A 14,680-nucleotide genomic window follows, 5' to 3' on the forward strand; every position below is an offset into this window, starting at 1 on the left:
CCGGTAGCGGTACGCAGTGCAAAAGCCGCGTCCGGAAATGCCGCGGGCCGCACCCCGGAAGCGGGGTGCGGCCCGGTGGAGCGGCCGGTGTCGGACGCTGTCAGACGCCCAGCAGGTCGACCACGAAGATCAGGGTCGAACCCGCGGGGATGAGCGGGCTCGGCGACTGGTTGCCGTACGCCAGGTGGGCCGGGATGACCAGCTCGCGGCGGCCGCCGACCTTCATGCCGGCGACGCCCTGGTCCCAGCCCTTGATGACGCGACCGGCGCCGAGCGGGAACTTGAAGCTGCTGCCGCGGTTCCAGCTGGCGTCGAACTCCTCGCCGGTCTCGAACGTGACACCGACGTAGTGCACGTCGACGACCTGGCCGGGCTTGGCCTCGTCGCCGGTGCCGACCTCGATGTCGCGGATCTGCAGCTCGACCGGCGGCTCACCGATCGGGAAGTCGATCTCCGGCTTCGTCTTGTTGCTCACTACTGCCTCTTCTCGCGGTTGGTTCCATTCATGACCAAGCGGCGGGCGCCCGCACCCCGGTCCGTTCCCGGACCACGGTACGGGCGCCCGCCGCCCGTCCGGGCCCGGCCACGCGGCCGGACCCGAAGGTCACACGCACACCATTGTCACCCGAAAGTGGATCAGCCGACGCCCGCATCCAGGATGTCGACCACGAACACCAGGGTGGAGTTGGCCGGGATGTCGCCCTGCGCCTGGTCCTTGTAGCCGAGCGAGGCGGGGATCACCAGCTCGATCCGGCTGCCCACGGTCTGGCCCTCCAGACCCTGGTCCCAGCCGGCGATGACCTGGCCGCCGCCGAGCGGGAAGGAGAACGCCTGGCCCTTGCTGAGCGAGGAGTCGAAGACCTTGCCGTCCTTGGCCAGCGCGCCGGTGTACTGGACGACGATCTTCTCGCCCTTCTCCACCTTGGGGCCGGTGCCCTTGATCAGGACGTGGGACTTCAGCTCGGTCGGGTCGGCGGCGCCGGCGACCGGGGTGATGTCGGCCGGCTTCTTGCCGTTGTCCTTGACCTGCGGGAAGTCCGCGGGCGGCGGGGTGACGGTGCCGCTGACGACGGCGTCCGGGGCGTTGCTGTTGCGGATGTCGATGACGAACACCAGGTTGTCCTTGGCGCCGATCGACATGCTCGGGTTGCCCTGGGCGCCGAACGCGGCGGCGGGCGGGGCGACCACCAGGAGCCGGCTGCCGGCCTTCTTGCCGAGCACGGCCTGGTCCAGCGCCGGGATCAGCGCGTCCATGCCGGCCTGGAAGATCTGCTGCTTGCCCTTGTCGTCGTACGAGCTGGGGATGTCCTTGCCGGTCGTCCAGTCCTTGGCGGTGTAGTCGACCGAGGTCCAGGAGTTCTTCTCGACCTTGGCGCCGGTGCCCTCGGAGAGGACCTTCACCACGAAGCTGCCGTCGGACTGCTCGGCGGGCACCTCGATGCCGGCCTTGGTGCCGAACGCGCCGGTGATCGTCGGCATCACCTTGGCGCTGTCCTTGATCGGCGGCACCGGCTCGGCGGACGGCGTGGCCGGGGCGCTCTTGGCGGCGTCCGGCTTGGCGGCGGTGTCGGCCTTGTCTCCGCCGTCGCGGTTCACCACGTACAGCGTGATGCCGCTGCCGACCAGCAGCACGGCGAGCACGGTGCCGAGGATCACACCGAGTCGGCCGACTCCGGGCGGGTTCTCGTCGTACCCGGCCTCGGAGCTGTCCTGGCGGCGCACGTTGGAGGCGAAGATCTGCGGGGTGTCCTCGGTCTTCGTCCCGCCGGCCGGCCGCGGGGCCTGGCCGGGCTGGGCCCAGCCCGCCTGCTGCTTCAGGATCGACGGCGGTACGACGATCGACTCGCCGTCGCCCGGAAGCGGACCGCCGGGCCGCGAGTCTGCCGGGTCCCCGGCGGAGTTTCCGTTCGCGGTGCCGGCCCCGCCCGGGCTCGACGCTTTCTCAGACATGACTCCCCATCCATCTCGCCACGAGGTCTTCGAGGTCTACGGCCGGCGCGGTGATCGCCGGGGTGCTGTCGCACTGCCGCCCGAACCCCGCACGTCGGCGGCGCCTACCACAGTGCGAGGGCAGTATGACAGGTCAGGATGAGGGCGGACGTTTCCTTGTGCGAGCGCCCGCCCAAGCGTACGGAATCCACCCCGTCGCTTCCTAGGGCTTGTCCGCATCGGAACAATTCCCACCGGGTGCGCGGAGGGAGTCCTCGGACCTCCCGAGGGCCGGTACCGGCCGTACCGGCCCTCGGGGTGTGTCCGGCTCCGACGCGCCCTACACCGCCTCAAGGATGTCGATCACGAACACCAGGGTGGAGTTCGGCGGCACCGAGCCCTGGGCGCTGTCCTTGTAACCGAGGGCCGGCGGCACCACCAGCTCGACCCTGCTGCCCACGGTCTGCCCGACCAGGCCCTTGTCCCAGCCCTCGATCACGCTTCCGGTGCCGATCTGCAGCGCCTGCGCGCCGCCGTGGCTCCAGGAGGAGTCGAACTGCTGGCCGTTGCTCCAGAGCACCCCGGTGTACTGCACCACCAGGGTCTGCCCGCCCTTCACCTGCTTGCCCTCGCCCTTGATCAGCACCGCCTGCTGGAGCTCGGTGGGCGCCGGCTGGCCGGGCGGAATGGTGATCGTCACCGCGGCCTTGCCGTTGTCCTTCACCTGCGGCAGCGTCGCCGGCGGCTGCGTCATCGCGCCCGAGAGCGTGGAGTCCTGCGGCAGGCTCTCCATGATGTCCAGCACGAACACCACGGTGTCCCCGCCGGCCACCCCGAGCTGGCCGCTGCCCTGGCCGCCGAACGCGGCGGCCGGCGGGGCCACCACCAGCAGTCGGCTGCCGACCTTCTTGCCGAGCACGCTCTGGTCGAAGGCGGGCACCAGCTGCCCGCTGCCGGCCTGGTACAGCTGCGGCTTGCCGCCCGCGTCGTAGGAGCTCGGCAGGTCCTTGCCGGTCGTCCAGTCCTTCGCCGTGTAGTTGACCGTCACCCAGTCGCCCTTGTTGACCGTGGAGCGATCGCCCTCGCTGACGGTGTTCACCACGAACTGGCCGCTGGGCTGGCCCTCGGGGAGGGTGATGGTGGCCTTGCTTCCGAACCCGCCACCGGACACCGTCGGCATCGGCGAGGCCTCGCTGACCGGCGACGGCACGGTCGGGGCCGCGCTGGACGCCGAGGGTGAGGCCGGGCTGGCCGCCTTGGTGGAACTGCTGCAGGCGACCACCAGCAGCAGGGGCAGGGTGAGAAGCAAACCGGCGGTGCGACGCACGGTGTTCCTAACTGTCGGTCAAAGTCGGTCTCCGGACTCGACGGACAGCGTATGCCCAGGCGGTGTCCGGCCCCGGTAGACAACGCCGGGGCCGGACACCGCAAAGATCACACCGGGGCCCTTGGCCGCTCACATCCCCGCGATCAGCTTCTCCACCCGCTCGTCCACCGAACGGAACGGGTCCTTGCAGAGCACCGTCCGCTGCGCCTGGTCGTTCAGCTTCAGGTGCACCCAGTCCACCGTGAAGTCCCGGCGCTGCTCCTGTGCCCGGCGGATGAAGTCCCCGCGCAGCCGGGCCCGGGTGGTCTGCGGCGGGATCGACTTGGCCTCGAAGGTCTTGAGGTCCGTCGACACCCGCTTCGCCTGGCCCTTGCCCTGGAGCAGGTAGAACAGGCCGCGACGGCGGTGGATGTCGTGGTACGCGAGGTCGATCTGGGCCACCCGCGGGTTGGACATGCTCATCTCGTGCTTGGCCCGGTACCGCTCGATGAGCTTGTACTTCATGATCCAGTCGATCTCGGTGGCGACCGAGTCGAGGTTCTCGCTGCGGACGGCCTCCAGGGTGCGTCCCCAGAGTTCGAGCACGGTGGCGATGGTGCCGGTGTTGATGCCCTTGCGGTCCGCGAACTCCAGCGCCTTGGTGAAGTACTCCTCCTGGATGTCCAGTGCGGAGGCCTCCCGCCCGTTGGCGAGCCGCACCTGGTGGGTGCCGGTGAGGTCGTGGCTGACCTCGCGGATCGCCCGGATCGGGTTCTCCAGGGTGAGGTCGCGCATCACCACGCCGGCCTCGATCAGCCGCAGCACCAGGTCGGTGGCGCCGACCTTGAGCAGGGTGGTGGTCTCGGACATGTTGGAGTCGCCGACGATCACGTGCAGCCGGCGGTACCGCTCGGCGTCGGCGTGCGGCTCGTCGCGGGTGTTGATGATCGGGCGGGAGCGGGTGGTCGCGGAGCTGACGCCCTCCCAGATGTGCTCGGCCCGCTGGCTGACGCAGTAGACCGCGCCCCGCGGGGTCTGCAGCACCTTGCCGGCCCCGCAGATCAGCTGCCGGGTCACCAGGAACGGGATCAGCACGTCCGCCAGCCGGGAGAACTCGCCGTGCCGGGCCACCAGGTAGTTCTCGTGGCAGCCGTAGGAGTTGCCGGCCGAGTCGGTGTTGTTCTTGAACAGGTAGACGTCGCCCGCGATGCCCTCCTCGTGCAGCCGCCGCTCGGCGTCCACCAGGAGGCCTTCGAGGATGCGCTCGCCCGCCTTGTCGTGCGTCACCAGCTCCACGACGTCGTCGCACTCGGGGGTGGCGTACTCGGGGTGGGAGCCGACGTCGAGGTAGAGCCGGGCACCGTTGCGCAGGAAGACGTTGCTGCTGCGGCCCCAGGAGACAACGCGGCGGAAGAGGTACCGGGCCACCTCGTCCGGCGACAGCCGTCGCTGCCCCCGGAATGTGCAGGTGACTCCGTACTCGTTCTCCAGCCCGAAAATTCGGCGGTCCATGGCACCTTCTTTCGAAGGAATCACCGGTTCTGGCCGGTGAGCGGATCGGGATCCTGAACTCTGCGGCGCCGGGCCGCAGCAGGCCTTGAAGGCTGATCGCCTGCTTCGGCAGCGGGCAGGGCTTGTCCGGGGCCGGCCGTCAGGCGGGCTCGAAGTCCCACGGTCTCGACCGTCGGGGAGGAGTCACGAGGCATCCGTTCTCTGAGAGGGCCTCCGGGGAAGCCCCGCACGACGGCGGACAGCCGCCGTACGGGACCCCTCCGTCTTGCTAGTCCGACTTGTCCGCCGGCGGGACGGCCGCCGGCTTCTCCTCGTCGTCCGTCTCGGCGGACTCGTCCCCGTCGAGCAGCCGGGCGAGCTGGCCGCCCAGGATCCGCTTGAACTTGCGCTGCTGGAAGCGCTGGCGGTCGAGCACCGCCACCTCCAGCTGCTCCGGGGTCAGGGTGCGCGGGCTGCCGCCGTTGGGATCCCGGGCGAGGGAGTCCACGGCGACCTTGACCGCCTCGGTGAGGGACAGCCCGCTGCGGTGGCGCTGGCCCAGGTAGTTGCCGATCGAGTCGGCGTTGCCGCCGACCACCACGTAGCTCTTCTCGTCGACGACCGAGCCGTCCGGCGTGAGCCGGTAGATCTGGTCCTCGTCCGGGGTGCGGCCGACCTCGGCCACGATCAGCTCGACCTCGTACGGCTTCTCCCCGACCGAGGAGAAGATGGTGCCGAGCGTCTGGGCGTAGACGTTGGCCAGGCCCCGGGCGGTGACGTCGGCCCGGTCGTAGGAGTACCCGCGCAGGTCGGCGTAGCGGACGCCGCCGATCCGCAGGTTCTCGAACTCGTTGTAGCGGCCGACCGCCGCGAAGGCGATCTTGTCGTAGATCTCGGAGACCTTGTGCAGCGCCCGGGAGGTGTTCTCCGCGACGAAGACGATGCCCTCGGTGTAGGTGAGCACGACCACGCTGCGACCGCGCGCGATGCCCTTGCGGGCGTACTCCGCGCGGTCCGCCATGGCCTGCTGGGGCGAGACGTAGAACGGTGTCGACACCGGCGGTCGTCCCTTCCTTGGTAGGTGATGGCTAGAGCAGCGGGGCCTGCGGGCCGTTGGGGTGGATCAGGCGCTCGTCGGTGATCGAGACGGCGATCTCGGACACCTCGGCCTCGGTGAGCCGGCGGAAGCCGTCCTCGGTGATCAGCGAGACGATCGGGAAGATCTTGCGGGCGAGGTCCGGACCGCCGGTGGCGGAGTCGTCGTCGGCCGCGTCGTAGAGGGCCTGGACGACCAGGGTGGAGGCCTGCCGGGCCGTCAGGTCCTTGTGGTAGAGCTTCTTCAGCGAGCCCCGGGCGAAGACCGAGCCGGAGCCGGTGGCGGCGAACCCGCGCTCCTCGGAGCGGCCGCCGGTGACGTCGTAGTTGAAGATCCGGCCGCGGCCGAGGTCGAGGTCGTAGCCGGCGAACAGCGGGACGACCGCGAGGCCCTGCATCGCCATGCCGAGGTTGCCCCGGATCATGGTGGTCAGGCGGTTGGCCTTGCCCTCCAGGGAGAGCACGGTGCCCTCGATCTTCTCGTAGTGCTCCAGCTCCAGCTGGAACAGCCGGACCATCTCGACCGCGAGGCCGGCGGTGCCGGCGATGCCGACCGCGCTGTACTCGTCGGCCGGGAAGACCTTCTCGATGTCCCGCTGGGCGATCACGTTGCCCATGGTGGCTCGGCGGTCACCGGCGATGACCACGCCCTTGTCGAAGACCGCGGCGACGATCGTCGTCCCGTGCGGGGCCTCGACGACCGCCCCCTCGGGCAGGCCGCGGCGGCCCGGGATCAGCTCCGGCTGGTGGTCCGCCAGGAACTCGAGGAACGACGAGGATCCCGGGGTCAGGAAGGCAGCCGGTAGACGCCCGGTGCCACGAGTGTTGGCTTCCACACGATTCCTTCCAGGTAGCTTGAAGCGCGCGCTGCCCGCACCCTACCCGCCCGGCGATCACTATCCACCCGTGGCTGGGGCCGGACCCGGGCGGACGAACGGCCTTCGCCGCCCGCCCGCCGTGGCGGTCGCAACCGAGAATTCCCTGAATGCCCGGACGGGGTTACTGGCCGCCCTTTTGCACGAACTGCCGCACGAAATCCTCGGCATTGGACTCGAGTACCTCGTCGATTTCGTCCAGAACCGCGTCGACGTCGTCGCTGAGCTTTTCCTGGCGCTCCTTGAGGTCGTCGGAATTCTGCGCTTCCGCAGTCTGCTCCTCGACCTCCTCGGAGGAGCGGTTCGCCCGCTGCTGGCCGCCGTCGGTGTCCTTGCTCGCCATTTCCCTCACCCCGCTCGATTCGTCTGGCACGGTTTGGTCGCTGCTTGCTGCACCGACCCTATACACAAGGTGCGACAACCGCTCCCGGTTTGCCGGTGGCGCTTCCTGTCCAACACCCGCTGCCACCCCGGATGATTCCCATTCGACGGGCGTTCACCCGTGGTGATCGAAAAGTTACCCGCCGGAGAGGACCCGGAGCAGGTCCTCGGCGGTGCGACAGCGGTCCAGCAGTTCCTTGACGTGGTTGCGGGTCCCGCGCAGCGGCTCCAGCGTGGGTACCCGCTGGAGGGAGTCCCGGCCGGGCAGGTCGAAGATCACCGAGTCCCAGGAGGCCGCCGCGACGTGCTCCGCGTACTGCTCCAGGCAGCGGCCGCGGAAGTACGCCCGGGTGTCCTCCGGGGGCTTGGAGACGGCCCGCTCGATCTCCGCCTCGGTCAGCAGCCGCTCGAACCTGCCACGGGCCACCAGGCGGTTGTAGAGGCCCTTCTCCGGCCGTACGTCGCTGTACTGGAGGTCCACCAGGTGCAGCCGCGAGTTGTCCCACCCCACGGCGTCCCGGCTGCGGTAGCCCTCCAGGATCTCGCGCTTGGCGACCCAGTCCAGTTGCCGCGAGAGCGACATCGGGTCGCGCTCCAGGCGCCCCAGCACGTCCTCCCAGCGGGCCAGCACGTCGGTGGTCTGCTCGTCGGCGTCGGTGCCGAACCGGTCCTCGACGTACTTGCGGGCCAGTTCGAAGTACTCCAGCTGGAGCTGGACCGCCGTGAGCTTGCGCCCGTTGCGCAGGGTGATCAGGTGCTTGAGGGTCGGGTCGTGGGAGACCCGGTGCAGGGTGCGCACCGGCTGGTCGACGGCGAGGTCCGAGGCGATGAAGGAGTCCTCGATCATCGACAGCACCAGTGCGGTGGTGCCCAGCTTGAGGTAGGTGGAGATCTCCGAGAGGTTGGCATCCCCGATGATCACGTGCAGCCGGCGGTACTTCTCGGCGTCGGCGTGCGGTTCGTCCCGGGTGTTGATGATCGGCCGCTTGAGGGTGGTCTCCAGACCCACCTCGACCTCGAAGTAGTCGGCGCGCTGGCTGATCTGGAAGCCGTGCGCGGAGCCGTCCTGGCCGATGCCGACCCGGCCGGCGCCGGTGACCACCTGGCGGGAGACGAAGAACGGGGTGAGGTGGCGGACGATGTCGGCGAACGGCGTCGCCCGCTTCATCAGGTAGTTCTCGTGGGTGCCGTAGGAGGCGCCCTTGTTGTCGGTGTTGTTCTTGTAGAGGTGGATGGTCTGCCCGTTGGGCAGTTCCAGGGCGCGCTGGGCGGCGGCGGCCATGATCCGCTCGCCCGCCTTGTCCCAGAGCACGGCGTCGCGCGGGTTGGTCACCTCGGGCGAGCTGTACTCGGGGTGTGCGTGGTCCACGTAGAAACGCGCGCCGTTGGTGAGGATGACATTGGCGAGGCCGATGTCCTCGTCGGTCAACTGGCTGGCGTCGGCGACGTCGCGCGCGAGGTCGAAGCCCCGGGCGTCGCGCAGTGGGTTCTCCTCCTCGAAGTCCCAGCGGGCCCGCCGCGCCCGGTGCATCGCCGCCGCGTACGCGTTGACGATCTGGGACGAGGTGAGCATGGCGTTGGCGTTGGGGTGCCCGGGCACGGAGATCCCGTACTCGGTCTCGATGCCCATCACGCGCCGTACGGTCATGCGGCCCTCCTTGCCCGGTGTGCCGCCCCCCACGGGCGGGACACGCTGACGTACCGCTGAACAACACCGACGCCGGCGAGGTGCCGCGAGCGGTGGGTCGAGCCTAGAACGCCGCACCGACGGGCGGCCCCCGAGACGCGCCGTCCGGCTGCGGGGCCGCGAGGCGCCACAGCCGGACGGGGTGCGTGCTGCTCCGGGGACCGCGGGCGGCCCGGGGTACTGCGGGTTGTACTCCTGCGGGTACTGCGCGCTTACAGGTACTGCCCCGTGTTGGCGACGGTGTCGATCGAGCGGCCGGACTCGGCGCCCTGCTTCCCGGTGACCAGCGTGCGGATGAAGACGATCCGCTCGCCCTTCTTGCCGGAGATCCGGGCCCAGTCGTCCGGGTTGGTGGTGTTCGGCAGGTCCTCGTTCTCCTTGAACTCGTCCACGCAGGCGGCGAGCAGGTGGGAGACGCGCAGACCGCGCTGGCCGTGGTCGAGGAAGTCCTTGATGGCCATCTTCTTCGCCCGGTCGACGATGTTCTGGATCATCGCGCCGGAGTTGAAGTCCTTGAAGTACAGGACCTCCTTGTCACCGTTGGCGTAGGTGACCTCCAGGAAGCGGTTCTCCTCGGTCTCGGTGTACATCCGCTCGACGACGGCCTGGATCATCGCGTCCACCGTCGCCTCGACGGAGCTGCCGTGCTCCTTGAGGTCGTCCGGGTGGAAGGGCAGGGTGCCCTTGAGGTACTTGGAGAAGATGTCCTTCGCGGCCTCGGCGTCCGGACGCTCGATCTTGATCTTGACGTCCAGCCGGCCGGGCCGCAGGATCGCCGGGTCGATCATGTCCTCGCGGTTCGAGGCGCCGATGACGATGACGTTCTCCAGGCCCTCCACACCGTCGATCTCGGCCAGCAGCTGCGGGACGATGGTGTTCTCCACGTCCGAGCTGACACCCGAGCCGCGGGTGCGGAACAGCGACTCCATCTCGTCGAAGAAGACGATGACGGGCGTGCCCTCGCTCGCCTTCTCCCGGGCCCGTTGGAAGACCAGGCGGATCTGCCGCTCGGTCTCGCCGACGTACTTGTTGAGCAGCTCGGGGCCCTTGATGTTGAGGAAGTAGCTCTTGCCCTGCGGGCGGCCGGTGACCTCGGCGACCTTCTTGGCCAGCGAGTTCGCCACCGCCTTGGCGATCAGCGTCTTGCCGCAGCCGGGCGGGCCGTAGAGCAGCACGCCCTTGGGCGGGCGCAGCTCGTACTCCTTGAAGAGGTCGGCGTGCAGGTACGGAAGCTCGACCGCGTCCCGGATCAGCTCGATCTGGTTGGCCAGACCGCCGATTTGGCGGTAGTCGATGTCCGGGACCTCCTCGAGGACCAGCTCCTCGACCTCGGACTTCGGCACGACCTCGTACACGTAGCCGGAGCGGGGCTCCAGCAACAGGGCGTCGCCCGGCCGGATGGTGATCTCGCGGAGCGGTTCGGCGAGCCGGACCACCCGCTCCTCGTCGGTGTGCCCGACGACCAGGGCGCGTTCGCCGTCCTCGAGGATCTCCTTGAGGGTGACGATGTCGCCGATGCTCTCGAAGGCCATCGCGTCCACGATGTTGAGGGCCTCGTTGAGCATCACCTCCTGGCCGCGCCGCAGCTCGTCGAGGTCGACGTTGGGGCTGACGTTCACGCGGAGCTTGCGCCCGCCGGTGAAGATGTCGGCGGTGCCGTCCTCGTTCTGGCTGAGGAAGGTGCCGAATCCGGCCGGGGGCTGTGCCAGCCGGTCCACTTCCTCCTTGAGGGCCACGATCTGGTCGCGGGCCTCTCGCAGGGTGGAGGCGAGCCGTTCGTTCTGGGCGGTCACGCCGGCCAGGTTGGTCTGGAGCTCGACGATCCGCTCTTCGAGGATTCTCGAATTGCGCGGCGAGTCGGCGAGCTTGCGGCGCAACACGGCGATTTCCTGCTCAAGGTACGAGACCTGAGCGGTCTCGTCGGAACCACGAGCGGGCCTGCCGGTGCTGCGGTTGTAGTCGTCATCGTGGGCTGCCACGGTCCTCACCTCCTCCGGGGAGCTGGACGCTTCCAGACCCTACCTGGGACCAGGGGTCCGTAAACCCCTAGATCAAGAAAGATGGAACGGGCGTGTCCGATCTTCGCCCTCGCGTGCTTCCCCTCTGCTAAGGGGATACCCAGCGCGCACCGCCCAAAGCCGACCAGATGTATCGTCGAGCGAGTCGATATCCGATCGCGACCGAGACCTTCGGTCCGATCGTTGTACGAATGGCGGGAATGCCCACAATCAGGGGCGACCCGGGACAGAAACGGCAGGGGACCATGTCGGTGACCGGTGAGGCGACGGCGAGCGAGCCGCTGGAGGTGTGGATCGACCAGGATCTGTGCACCGGCGACGGCATCTGTGTGCAGTACGCGCCCGAGGTCTTCGAGCTCGACATCGACGGACTGGCCTATGTGAAGGGCCCGGACGACGAGTTGCGCCAGGAGCCCGGCCAGAGCGCCCCGGTACCGCTGACGCTGCTTCAGGACGTGGTGGACTCCGCCAAGGAGTGCCCCGGCGACTGCATCCACGTGCGCCGCACCACCGACCAGGTCGAGGTCTACGGCCCGGACGCGGACTGACCGGACCAGGCGGACTGCCCTACGCCCCGAGCCGAAGGGCCGCGCCGGTGCCGAAAGTGACGAGCGACAAGCGAGGCACGAGCGCCGGAGCGAGGAGCGTCGGCACCGGGTCAGAGCGGGCCGGAGGCGAGCGGGCGAGCAGCACCGCCGCCGGGTCGGAGCGGCCCGGAGGCGAGCGGGCGAGTAACAGTCAGGACCGCGCGAGCGGGGCGGCGGTCTGGGAGCGGTCCCAGCCGCCGCCCTTGCGCGTCCAGGTGAGGTCCAGTGAGATGTCCGGGCTGAAGCGCGGCACGTCGTCGCTGGAATACCCCTGCCCGTGGCCGGTGATGACGCCGTCGCTGCGCAGTCCGAGCCGGCTGACGGTGAGGTTCTCGCGCTCGGAGAGCAGGGTGGCCAGGACCGCGGGACGGCCGCCGGGGCCGGGGCCGAGCAGGTAGACGGCGTCGGGCGGGGTGCCGTTCTCGGCCGCGCAGTGGGCGGCGGCGATGGTGCCGGGCCGCCCGTCGCCGAGGTCGGCGGCGAAGCTGACCGAGATCTTCACCGGGAACGGGCCGCAGTCCAGCGGGAGTTCGGCCTTCGCCGGGTCGGGCGCGGTGGCCACCGGTATCGCCTTCGCGGTGGGGCGCACCGGACCGGGGGTGCCGGTGGCCGAGTTGGCGGCGAGCGCGGTGGCCACCACGGCGGCGCAGCCGGCGATCGCCAGGGCCCAGTGCCAGGGCGCGGAACGGGCGTGTGCGGGACCGTTCCGGCCCTGCGGGGTCTGCTGCTCAGCCATCGTCCCGACCGCGCTCTCCACCAGGCGTTCCCCTCCTGTGGTCTGTGTGAGCGAGCATCGTCCCACACGCCGGCGGCGGCGAAATGCCCCGGGGTGCGCGGGTAGCACGAAGGGGTGGCACGGCGGGCGTGAGCCCCTCGTGCCACCCCTGTCGGGCGTACGGTCAGCCGAGGTCGGTCTGCTCGTCCCCGGAGGTGCGGGAGGCGGCCCGGGCCGCGGCGCGCTCCTGGAGGCTGGGCTCGGCCGTCGCGTTGTCGTAGTCCTCGCCGTACGCGCCCTTGGCGGGGCGGCGGCGGCGCAGCGGCGGCTCGACGCCGTCGGCCAGCCGGCGGGCGGTGAGCAGGAAGCCGGTGTGGCCGATCATCCGGTGGTCCGGGCGGACGGCCAGGCCCTCCAGGTGCCAGGTGCGGACCATGGTCTCCCAGGCCTGCGGCTCCGTGTAGGTGCCGTGCTCGCGCAGGGCCTCGACGGTCTTGGACATCTGCGTGGTGGTGGCCACGTAGCAGCAGATGAGGCCGCCGGGGACGAGCGCCTTGGAGGCGACGTCCAGGCACTCCCAGGGGGCCAGCATGTCGAGGATGACGCGGTCGACGTCGCCCTCGACCAGGTTGTCCTGGAGGTCGCCGACGGTGAGCTTCCACGCCGGGTGGGGTCCGCCGAAGTAGCGCTCGACGTTGCTCTTGGCGATGTCGGCGAAGTCCTGGCGGCGCTCGTAGGAGGCGAGCATGCCGGTGTCGCCGACGGCGCGCAGCAGGTAGGTGGAGAGCGCGCCGGAGCCGACGCCGGCCTCGACCACGCGGGCGCCGGCGAAGATGTCGGCCATGGCGAGGATCTGCCCGGCGTCCTTCGGGTAGATCACGGCGGCGCCGCGCGGCATGGACAGGACGTAGTCGGGGAGCAGGGGGCGCAGCGCGAGGTACGGGACGTTGCCCGTGGTGCGCACGACCGTGCCCTCGGGGGCGCCGATCAGCTCGTCGTGGGGGAACGCACCCTTGTGGGTGTGGAACTGGTTCCCGGCCTGGAGCGTGAACGTGTAGTGGCGGCCCTTCGGGTCGGTCAGCTGGACCTGGTCCCCGACCTGGAAGGGCCCGCGTCGGCGGGTGGCACCGGTCGGTTCGGACATGCGGACAATCCTAAGGGAAGCAGGCGCTCCGCCCGACCACGGTGATCACCGCGGCCCGGCCGCGGTGGTCACCGGCCGGTGACGGCGGCGGTCAGGCGCTGTTCGATGTCGGTGAGCGCGGCGACGCCGTAGACCCGGCCGTCCTCCTCGACGACGAGGTACTCGCCGGCCGGGGTGGTGCGCACGGCGCGCAGCAGGTCCTCGCCGGTGAGCTCGGCGGACAGGCGCAGGCCGGGTTCGAGGTCGCGGGCGAGCGCGCCGACGGCGACCCAGGGGCGGCGGTGCTCGGGGACGGCCCGGACGGCGGACTCGTGGACCAGGGCGACGGGTTCGCCGCGGCCGTCGACGATCACCAGGGCGCCGGCTCCGCCTTCGCGGGCGCGGCGCAGCGCCTCGCCGAGCGGGGTGTCGGCGGTGACCTCGACGGCCCGGCGGGCGAGCTCGCGCAGCCGCAGTCCGGGCAGGGCCTCCTTGAGGCGGGCGTTGCGCAGGCTGCCGCCTGCGCCGTTCCAGATGATCGCGGCGAGGACGGCGGCCAGGACGGCGTCGACCAGGGTGTCGGTGGTGCTGCGTTCGACGCCGCGGGCGGCGCTGATCAGCGGCAGGCCGATCAGGACGGCGATGGCCAGGGCGCGGCCGACCCAGGCGGCGGCGACGGTGCCGCTCATCGGTCTGCCGGTGACGGCCCAGACGACGGCGCGCAGCATCCGGCCGCCGTCCAGTGGCAGGCCGGGCAGGAGGTTGAAGGCGGCGACGACGAGGTTGGAGACCATCAGGCCGGTGAGCAGGACCCCGGGCACGGTGGAGAGCTCGACGGTCTGGACGGCGAGGTAGAAGGCGCCGCCGAGGACGAGGGAGAGCAGCGGGCCGACGAAGGCCAGCCAGAACTCCCGCCAGGGGCTCTCGGCCTCGTTCTCGATCTCGGAGACGCCGCCGAAGAACTGCAGCTGGATCCGGCGTACCCCGAGTCCGTAGCGCAGGGCGACCAGGGTGTGGGCGAGTTCGTGGACGAGGACGGAGGCGTAGAAGGCGACGGCGAAGGAGAAGGCCACCAGGTAGCGGGTGCCGCCGAGCTGGGGGAGCACGCGGTCGAGCTGGCCGCCGAAGACCCAGGTGATGAGGGCGGCGATGACGAACCAGGAGGGGGTGACGTAGATCGGCACGCCGAAGGGGCGGCCCATCAGGATGCCGCCGCGCCGCTCGGGCTCCTCGGGCGGCGGCGGGGGCCCGGGGCGGGCGCCGTGGTCGTCGTGCGGTGGCTGGTCGGAGGTCTGCCGACCCCTGCTGTCGCTCACCGTGATCCCTTCAGGTCGAGTCCCGCGTCGTGCACCGCGCGTCGGTGCGCCCACGCTACGTGATCTGGGCCGCTGTGCTCCGCGCGCCCCTCTCGGTGGCTTCATACCCACTGGGCGGGCGTTGTGGCAGCACCGTGGCAGCGGGATGACAGCGCAG

Annotated in this window: 13 protein-coding genes and 1 pseudogene; 1 reads left to right on the top strand and 13 read right to left on the bottom strand. The window is 70.3% G+C overall.

Translation table 11 applies throughout. The features are described 5' to 3' along the window. Positions 1-100 precede the first annotated feature (100 nt). The 10 genes and pseudogenes from ACFVVX_RS28095 to arc all read right to left on the bottom strand — a co-directional run bounded on the left by ACFVVX_RS28095 (position 101) and on the right by arc (position 10,743). Positions 101-475: an FKBP-type peptidyl-prolyl cis-trans isomerase gene (locus ACFVVX_RS28095; protein ID WP_387949491.1), complete on the bottom strand. Its 375-nt coding sequence runs from the start codon at positions 473-475 to the stop codon at positions 101-103. A 161-nt stretch (positions 476-636) separates the two neighbouring features. Continuing rightward, positions 637-1,950 carry an FKBP-type peptidyl-prolyl cis-trans isomerase gene (locus tag ACFVVX_RS28100; RefSeq protein WP_387949492.1) on the bottom strand — a complete coding sequence of 438 codons (1,314 nt, stop codon included), beginning with the start codon at positions 1,948-1,950 and terminating at the stop codon, positions 637-639. 319 nt (positions 1,951-2,269) lie between these two features. After that, entirely contained in the window at positions 2,270-3,256 is a 987-nt protein-coding gene (locus ACFVVX_RS28105; RefSeq protein WP_387949493.1) for an FKBP-type peptidyl-prolyl cis-trans isomerase, read from the bottom strand. Positions 3,257-3,385: 129 nt separating this feature from the next. Continuing rightward, the gene (pafA, locus tag ACFVVX_RS28110; RefSeq protein WP_387949494.1) at positions 3,386-4,747 is read right to left on the bottom strand and encodes a Pup--protein ligase; all 1,362 of its coding nucleotides are present in this window, start codon (positions 4,745-4,747) and stop codon (positions 3,386-3,388) included. Positions 4,748-5,015: 268 nt separating this feature from the next. Next, complete coding sequence (prcA, locus tag ACFVVX_RS28115; RefSeq protein WP_387949495.1) at positions 5,016-5,783, bottom strand: proteasome subunit alpha; 768 nt, start codon at positions 5,781-5,783, stop codon at positions 5,016-5,018. 31 nt (positions 5,784-5,814) lie between these two features. Next, positions 5,815-6,612 (bottom strand): proteasome subunit beta, encoded by a 798-nt coding sequence (gene prcB / locus ACFVVX_RS28120; RefSeq protein WP_387949578.1) that lies wholly within the window; start codon positions 6,610-6,612, stop codon positions 5,815-5,817. Beyond that, positions 6,609-6,686, bottom strand: a pseudogene (locus ACFVVX_RS28125) (recombination endonuclease VII); the annotation flags it as partial. The gene prcB and the pseudogene ACFVVX_RS28125, both read right to left, overlap by 4 nt. A gap of 134 nt (positions 6,687-6,820) precedes the next feature. Continuing rightward, positions 6,821-7,039, bottom strand: a complete 219-nt coding sequence (locus tag ACFVVX_RS28130; RefSeq protein ID WP_387949497.1) for a ubiquitin-like protein Pup — start codon at positions 7,037-7,039, stop codon at positions 6,821-6,823. Positions 7,040-7,213: 174 nt separating this feature from the next. Next, entirely contained in the window at positions 7,214-8,725 is a 1,512-nt protein-coding gene (dop, locus tag ACFVVX_RS28135; RefSeq protein ID WP_387949499.1) for a depupylase/deamidase Dop, read from the bottom strand. Positions 8,726-8,976: 251 nt separating this feature from the next. Further along, complete coding sequence (arc, locus tag ACFVVX_RS28140; RefSeq protein ID WP_387949501.1) at positions 8,977-10,743, bottom strand: proteasome ATPase; 1,767 nt, start codon at positions 10,741-10,743, stop codon at positions 8,977-8,979. Between the two features lie 284 nt (positions 10,744-11,027). Here arc and ACFVVX_RS28145 point away from each other — a divergent pair, with 284 nt between their 5' ends. Beyond that, a complete protein-coding gene (locus ACFVVX_RS28145; RefSeq protein WP_387949502.1) occupies positions 11,028-11,330 on the top strand; it encodes a ferredoxin in 303 nt (100 codons plus the stop codon). A 190-nt stretch (positions 11,331-11,520) separates the two neighbouring features. On the opposite strand, the gene ACFVVX_RS28150 is transcribed toward ACFVVX_RS28145, so the two are convergent. The 3 genes from ACFVVX_RS28150 to ACFVVX_RS28160 all read right to left on the bottom strand — a co-directional run bounded on the left by ACFVVX_RS28150 (position 11,521) and on the right by ACFVVX_RS28160 (position 14,523). Then, positions 11,521-12,105 (bottom strand): hypothetical protein, encoded by a 585-nt coding sequence (locus ACFVVX_RS28150; RefSeq protein WP_387949503.1) that lies wholly within the window; start codon positions 12,103-12,105, stop codon positions 11,521-11,523. 163 nt (positions 12,106-12,268) lie between these two features. Beyond that, positions 12,269-13,228, bottom strand: a complete 960-nt coding sequence (locus ACFVVX_RS28155) for a tRNA (adenine-N1)-methyltransferase (RefSeq protein WP_387949504.1) — start codon at positions 13,226-13,228, stop codon at positions 12,269-12,271. 68 nt (positions 13,229-13,296) lie between these two features. Then, positions 13,297-14,523, bottom strand: coding sequence for a site-2 protease family protein (locus ACFVVX_RS28160; RefSeq protein WP_387949506.1), 1,227 nt, complete (start codon positions 14,521-14,523; stop codon positions 13,297-13,299). Positions 14,524-14,680 lie beyond the last annotated feature (157 nt).

This window comes from Kitasatospora sp. NPDC058170 (assembly GCF_042883905.1).
In the GTDB taxonomy this organism is placed as follows: Bacteria; Actinomycetota; Actinomycetes; order Streptomycetales; family Streptomycetaceae; genus Kitasatospora.